Origin of the sequence: Alkalilacustris brevis, from assembly GCF_003350345.1 — a bacterium.
In the GTDB taxonomy this organism is placed as follows: Bacteria; Pseudomonadota; Alphaproteobacteria; order Rhodobacterales; family Rhodobacteraceae; genus Alkalilacustris; species Alkalilacustris brevis.
Window position 1 is genome coordinate 21,351 of sequence record NZ_QNVJ01000059.1, and the last position, 6,586, is coordinate 27,936.

5 protein-coding genes are annotated in these 6,586 nt (G+C 67.0%); 1 reads left to right on the forward strand and 4 read right to left on the reverse strand.

Annotation, left to right across the window (positions count from 1 at the left end):
* Positions 1–10: 10 nt before the first annotated feature.
* Positions 11–1,102, reverse strand: a complete 1,092-nt coding sequence (locus DQ229_RS09105) for a UDP-3-O-(3-hydroxymyristoyl)glucosamine N-acyltransferase (protein ID WP_114965968.1) — start codon at positions 1,100–1,102, stop codon at positions 11–13.
* A 78-nt stretch (positions 1,103–1,180) separates the two neighbouring features.
* A complete protein-coding gene (locus DQ229_RS09110) occupies positions 1,181–2,926 on the reverse strand; it encodes a L,D-transpeptidase family protein (RefSeq protein ID WP_238381016.1) in 1,746 nt (581 codons plus the stop codon).
* Between the two features lie 341 nt (positions 2,927–3,267).
* Here DQ229_RS09110 and mepK point away from each other — a divergent pair, with 341 nt between their 5' ends.
* A complete protein-coding gene (gene mepK / locus DQ229_RS09115) occupies positions 3,268–3,813 on the forward strand; it encodes a peptidoglycan L,D-endopeptidase MepK (protein WP_114965969.1) in 546 nt (181 codons plus the stop codon).
* 92 nt (positions 3,814–3,905) lie between these two features.
* On the opposite strand, the gene DQ229_RS09120 is transcribed toward mepK, so the two are convergent.
* On the reverse strand, positions 3,906–4,835 hold the full coding sequence (locus DQ229_RS09120; protein ID WP_114965970.1) for a class I fructose-bisphosphate aldolase: 930 nt from the start codon (positions 4,833–4,835) through the stop codon (positions 3,906–3,908).
* Positions 4,836–4,940: 105 nt separating this feature from the next.
* Entirely contained in the window at positions 4,941–6,131 is a 1,191-nt protein-coding gene (locus DQ229_RS09125) for a phosphoglycerate kinase (protein WP_114965971.1), read from the reverse strand.
* Positions 6,132–6,586: the final 455 nt, after the last annotated feature.

Below are 6,586 nucleotides of genomic sequence, written 5' to 3' on the forward strand. Positions count from 1 at the left end.
GGGGAAAGGTTTAGTCGCTGCTGCCGCTCTTGGAAACAGGTTTCTGCCCCTCTGCGAGCCGCTTGAGCAGCCTGGGCAGGCGGCGCAGGGCTTTGTAGGCCTCGATATGACTCTCCATTTTCATCGCAGGCGAACCCAGCAGCACACGGCCCGCGGGCGCGTTGGTGAAGATCTTGGTGGCACCGCCCGCGATCACGTCGTCGCCGACGAAGATGTTGTCATTCACGCCGCATTGCCCGGCCAGCACCACCCGGTCGCCGATCCGGGCCGAGCCGGCAATGCCCACCTGCGCGCAAAGCAGGCAGTCGCGCCCCACGCGCACATTGTGGCCCAGGTGCACCAGGTTATCCAGCTTGGTGCCGTCGCCGATCTCGGTGTCGCGGATGGTGCCCCGGTCGATCGCGCAGTTGGCGCCGATCTCGACATCGTCGCCGATGCGCACCGCACCCAGCGAGTGGATGCGCGTCCAGCTTTGCGCCTTGAGCGCGGCGCGTTCGCCCAACGATTCGCGCACTTCCTCGACGCCGGATTTCTCGGGCGTGACGAAGGAGAACCCGTCAGCGCCGATCACCGCGCCCTGATGGGCGATCAGCCGCGCGCCGATGCGCACCCGCGCGCCGATGCGCACGCCTGCGCCCAGCAGCGCGTTCGCGCCCAGTTCCGCCTCCTGTTCGATCACGCAATGCGGGCCAATGCGCGCGCCCGGCCCGATGCGCACACCCGCGCCGATCACCACGAAGGGGCCGATGGCGGCCTCGGCGCCGATCTCGGCGGTGGGGTCGATGATGGCGGTCTGGTGGATGCCGGGCGCGATCTGCGGCCCCGGATCGAGCAGCGCGGTGATCCCCGCCATGGCATAGCGCGGGCGCGGCACCACCAGTGCCCCTTCCAGCCCCAGCGCGGCCCAGTCGGCGCCCGCCCACAGCACGGCCGCACGGGCGCGACCGCGTTGCAGCCCCTCGGCATATTCGGGCTTCATCGCAAGGGCCAGGTCTTCGGGTCCGGCCTCGGCCGGTTCCGCTGCGCCGCGAATGGGCAGGCTGCCGTCGCCCATCAGCTCGGCCCCGAGCGCGGCGGCGATCTCGCTCAAACTGTGGCGCATGGCGGTTTTCCCGAAGCAGTCTTTCCGATCCGGCGGCGCGCGCAGGTGCTGCGCCGCGCTGCCGGCCCGCTTCAGGTGTTAGCTGCTGAGGCCGGGCATTTCCACCCCGGCACGTTCCAGCGCCTCGAAAATCCGGGCATCGCGGCCATAGATGTCCTCGCGATACTGCATTCGCCCGCCCAGATCGCTGAAGGCCGTGCGATAGACCAGGTGCACCGGCACCGGCACATCCAGGTTTACCCGCGTCTGCTGACCGCTGCGGTGTATGCGCGAAAACAGCCCTTCGGGGTCGTCGGTTTGCGGCGCGAGCAGGATATGGGCGAATTCCTCGGGGTCGTTGAGCCGGATGCAGCCGTTGGAATGGGCGCGCAGACGGGTGCTGAACAGGTTCCGGTCGGGCGTGTCGTGCAGATAGATCGCATAGGGGTTGGGGAACATGAACTTCACCTTGCCCAGCGGGTTGCTCGGCCCCGGCGGCTGGCGCAGCTTGAACGGAAAGCTGTTGATCGAATAGGCCGAGAAATCAACGCTGGCGCGGTCTATCACCTGTCCACGGGAAGTGATGATCTGGAACTGCGAAAAGGCATTGGGGTTGCGTTGCAGCCCGGTCAGATAATTGCGCCCGGTGATCGAGCGCGGCACCGTCCAGTCGGGGTTGATCTCCATGTAGGTCATGCGTTCGGAAAACTCGGGCGTCTGCATCCGCGCATCGCGCTGGCCGACGATCGAGATTGTCTCGAAGGTGATCTGGCCGCGGTCAATGATGCGCGAGGTGAAATCGGCCAGGTTGACCCAGATGTGCCGCTCGCCGCGGGCAATGTTCATCCAGCGTTCGCGCTCCAGCGCCACCAGCACGCTGCGCAGCCGGTCCTCGGCGCCGGCATTCAGCGCGCGCAGGGTGGCCGGGCCGGCGATGCCGTCGGCCTCCAGCGCGTGATCGCGTTGGAACCTCTGCACCGCGACCTGGATCGCCGCGTCATAGCGCCGGGTCGCCATGCGTTCCAGATAGCCCTTGGCGATCAGCCGGTTGCGCAGGGCGACCACCTCGGCTCCGCTGTCGCCGGGGCGCAGGGATTCGGCCTCGACCTGCGGCCCCCAGCCGCCCTGCGCGATCTGCCGCTCGAGCAGGATGCGGGCGCGCAGAAGCCGGGAGAATTCGGGCGAAGTGGGCTGCAGGCTGCGCAGGATCGCGCCGGGGTCTTCTTGTTCCAGGCGGGCAAGCACCGCTTCGGTGTCGATTCGGGGGCGCGTGCGCTTGATGTTGCCGTCGATGCGCGCGGGGTCGAGCACCCCGCCATGCAGATGCGCGGCATAGGTCAGGAAACTGCGCGTCACGCGCACTTCGAGCAGGCCGCGCTCGCGTTCGCTCTGCACGGCGTGGAAGGCCGCGACAAGGCCGGGCAGGTCATAGCGCGCGGGGGGCAGGCCCCAGTCGCGCGCGCGGCTGAGCGCCGAGACATAGGCCTGCCGGCGCCCGGCATCCTGCGGCCCGGTCCAGAGCGGGACAAATTCGCGCGCGCGGTAGAACGCGGCCAGAACCGGATCATCGGCGGTGGCTTCGGTGACGGCCTGAACGAAGCCGGCCCTCTCAAGCTGCTGTGCGAAGCCGCGCGGCAGGCTCATGGCCTGGCCAAGCGCGGCCGTCTGGAACGAGGCGGCGGGCGCGGGCGGATCGGCTGCCTGCGCCCCGGCCACACCCGCGGCCGACACGAGGCCCAGCGCGAGGCCCAGCGTGCAGGCTGCCATGGCCAAGGCGCGTTTGGGCGCGCGCGGCGTCCCGAAGTTGCGAAGAGTGCCGAATGGGCTGCGAATGGTCTGGCGCATGTGGTCCCCGCAATGGATTTTTTCCAACCTTGCCAGCCTATCGTGGCGCCGGTGGGGCCGGTCCAGCAAAAAATCGCGAACAAGGGGAAAAGACGCAAGTTTTCTGGCGCTTATGGCGCATGGGTCATGCGGCCAGCCCGGTTAACCCCTTTTGAGCGGGATTTCGCCTATTTTGAGTCCGCGCGACCCGCCTTCGACTTGCGTGCTTGATAAATTGATTCGGTTTGTGGCAGAAATGACGCATGGCAATCGAGAAGCAGCTGCGATTAACGCGGCGCGGGACAGTGTAAGGACAGGCACAGCACATGAGTGGATCGCAATCGTCTATCACGCGGCCTGGGATGACGCGGCGCGGGCTGCTTGCCGCATTTGCCGCAACCACGGTGGCCGCCGCACCCCATTACGCCAATGCGTTCAGCCTGTTTCGCAACGCGGGCGACATTCGCCGCATCAAGATGTACTCGGGCCGCACGGGCGAATCGCTCGACACGATCTACTGGATCGAGGGCAAGTACCTCCCCGAGGCGCTGCGCGAGATTGCCTATTTCATGCGCGACTGGCGCAATGACCGTGCGATCGGGATCGACACCCGCGCCATCGACATCATGGCCGCCGCGCATCGGCTGCTGGATGTGAGCGAACCCTACATGCTGCTGTCGGGCTACCGCTCGCCGCAGACCAACGCGATGTTGCGTTCACGGTCGCGCAACGTGGCGCAGAACTCGCTGCACCTGAAGGGCGAGGCTGCTGATCTGCGCCTGCGCTCGCGCAGCGTGGCCCAGATGTCGCGCGCCGCGTCAGCCCTCAGTGCCGGCGGGGTGGGGCGCTATTCCGGCTCGGATTTCGTGCATATGGATTGCGGCCCGGTGCGGACCTGGGGCGTCTGATCGGCGCGCTGTGGGATGACCCGCAGTGGAAATGCAAAAAGCCGACCCGGTGAGGTCGGCTTTCGCATGTCTGGCCCGTGGTCGTTCCGGCCTCAGGCGCGGCCCTTGTAGATATCGACCAGCTTGCCCAGCATCGCCAGCGCCTCGTCGCGCGGCCGCTGGAAGCTGTTGCGCCCGATGATCGAGCCGTTGCCGCCGCCGTCGCGAATGGCGCGGGCGTCGTCATAGACGCTGTTCTCGCCCTTCTTGGCCCCGCCCGAGAACACCACGATGCGCCGCCCGTTGAAACTGGCCTGCATGCAATGACGCACCCGCGCTGCCTGACTGGCGATGTCGATGCCCTGGGCCTCGTAGACCTTCCTGGCCTCGGGGTGCTCGAGATGGTCGGTCGAGAGCTTGATCTTGATGACATGCGCGCCCAGAAGTGCTGCGATCTGCGCGGCATAGGCGGCGATGTCGATGGCGGTTTCGCCGTCCTTGCTGATCGCCTCGCCGCGGGGGTAGGACCAGATCACCGTGGCCACGCCCTTGGCGGCTGCTTCCTCGCGCATGGCCGAGATTTCCTCGAACATCGACAGCGCGCAATCCGAACCCGGATAAATCGTGAAGCCGATGGCCGAACAGCCCAGCCGCAGCGCGTCATCGACGCTGGCGGTGATCGCCTGGTTCTTTCCGGCGGTGTCCGACATCAGCGAATTGGCGCTGTTCACCTTCAGGATGGTGGGGATCTGCCCGGCGAAAGTGTCGGCGCCGGCCTCGATCATCCCCAGCGGTGCGGCATAGGCGTTCAGCCCCGCGTCGATCGCCAGCTTGTAATGGTAATGCGGATCGTAGCCGTCCGGGTTGGGCGCGAAGCTGCGCGCCGGGCCATGCTCGAATCCCTGATCGACCGGCAGGATGATCATCTTGCCGGTGCCGCTCAGCTTGCCCTGCATGAGCATCCGGCACAGGTTGGCCTTCACCCCGGGGTTTTCGCCCTCGTAATTGGCCAGAATCTTCTGAACGGTGCGTGTCGCCTTCATTTCAAATCCCCTGCTGTGACGCCTTGGCCCTTGTCCCGGTTTAAAAAGCCCGGCGCGGGGGCGCAATGGCCCAGTGCGCTACAGGCATGATCTCGTGCCGCGTTGTCATCCGTCCAGTGCGGCGACGCCCGGCAGGGTGCGGCCTTCCATCCACTCCAGAAACGCCCCACCCGCGGTCGAGACATAGCTGAAATCGTCGCAGACCCCGGCATGGTTGAGCGCGGCCACCGTATCGCCGCCGCCGGCGACCGAGACAAGCTGCCCGGCCTTGCTCAGGCGCGCGGCATGGCGCGCAACAGTCACGGTGGCGGCATCGAAAGGCGCGATCTCGAAAGCGCCCAGCGGGCCGTTCCAGATCAGCGTGCGCGCAGTGTCGAAAAGCGCGCAGAGTTGCGCCACCGTTTCCGGCCCGGCATCGAGGATCATCGACTCGTCAGGGCAGGCGGTGGTCGCGACGACCTCGTTTGGCGCGCCGTCGCGGAACTCCTGCGCGATGACCACGTCAACCGGCAGATGGATGCGGCAGCCCGCGGCCTCGGCCTTGCGCAGGATGTCGCGCGCGGTCTCGCCCATCTCGTGCTCGGCCAGCGAACGCCCGATTGGAACGCCCTTTGCGGCCAGAAAGGTGTTGGCCATGCCGCCGCCGATCACCAGGTGATCGACCCGCGTGACCAGATTGCCCAGCAGGTCGATCTTGGTCGAGACTTTCGCGCCGCCCACCACCGCGACCACCGGCCGCGCGGGATTGCCAAGCGCGGCCTCTAGCGCGCGCAACTCGCCCTCCATCAACCGGCCGGCGCAGGCGGGCAGCAGATGCGCCAGCCCCTCGGTCGAGGCATGGGCCCGGTGCGCGGTGGAGAACGCATCATTTACATAGACATCCCCCAGATCGGCCAGCGCGGCGGCGAAATCCGGGTCATTGGCCTCCTCGCCGGGGTGAAAGCGCGTGTTCTCAAGCACCAGCACCCCGCCGGGGGCCAGCGCGGCAACGGCGTCCTGCGCGGTCTGGCCAAGGCAGTCGCCAGCAAAGGCCACCGGCCCGCCAAGCGCGCTTTCCAGCGCGGGCACCACCTGGCGCAACGACATTTCGGGCACCGGTTTGCCCTTGGGTCGGCCGAAATGCGACAGCAGCACCACCTTGCCCCCGGCATCGGCGATATGGCGCAGCGTTGGCAGGATGCGCTCGATCCGCGAGGGGTCGCTGACCCGCCCGTCGCGCAACGGCACGTTCAGATCCACGCGCACCAGCGCGGTCTTGCCGTCAAAGGCGATGTCATCGAGGGTTTTCCAGGCCATCCGGCACTCCTGATCTTGGCATTCTCATAGGCGCTTCCAGGGCGCGCGGCTCATATTCGGATTCGCTCCCCGTCGCATCCGCCTCGGGCGTGCGCCCTCGCCGCGAACCGGTTTTGCGACTCCGGCGCGATGCAACGCGCCCCTAAATCGCCGGATCGGCGCGGGGCGTCAACCGCTCACCTGGGGCAGCGCAAGGCTATCGCATCTGGTATCTTAGTACGTTGAAAGGAAATCAAAGGCTTCTATATGACAAGAATCCTTGCCAGAGGGGCCTCGCCCGGCGGCAACGCCGGGCAGCGCCTGCCTGCCCCCCGGCAGGCGCTTCAGACGCCTCACATCTTGTAACGTGGATAGTTTCTTGAGCGCCGCGCCGATGGTGCCGTCAGGCACTGGCGCCTACCCAGGCAGGCGCTGCCCTCGGGCCTTTTTGCGGGCTGTGTCATGCAGAGGTCGCT

What these genes read in the sequence shown, in the direction of transcription:
- DQ229_RS09105 (WP_114965968.1), bottom strand. Translation starts at nt 1,102, where the DNA reads ATGCGCCACAGTTTGAGCGAGATCGCCGCCGCGCTCGGGGCCGAGCTG.
- DQ229_RS09110 (WP_238381016.1), bottom strand. Translation starts at nt 2,926, where the DNA reads ATGCGCCAGACCATTCGCAGCCCATTCGGCACTCTTCGCAACTTCGGG.
- mepK (WP_114965969.1), top strand. Translation starts at nt 3,268, where the DNA reads ATGACGCGGCGCGGGCTGCTTGCCGCATTTGCCGCAACCACGGTGGCC.
- DQ229_RS09120 (WP_114965970.1), bottom strand. Translation starts at nt 4,835, where the DNA reads ATGAAGGCGACACGCACCGTTCAGAAGATTCTGGCCAATTACGAGGGC.
- DQ229_RS09125 (WP_114965971.1), bottom strand. Translation starts at nt 6,131, where the DNA reads ATGGCCTGGAAAACCCTCGATGACATCGCCTTTGACGGCAAGACCGCG.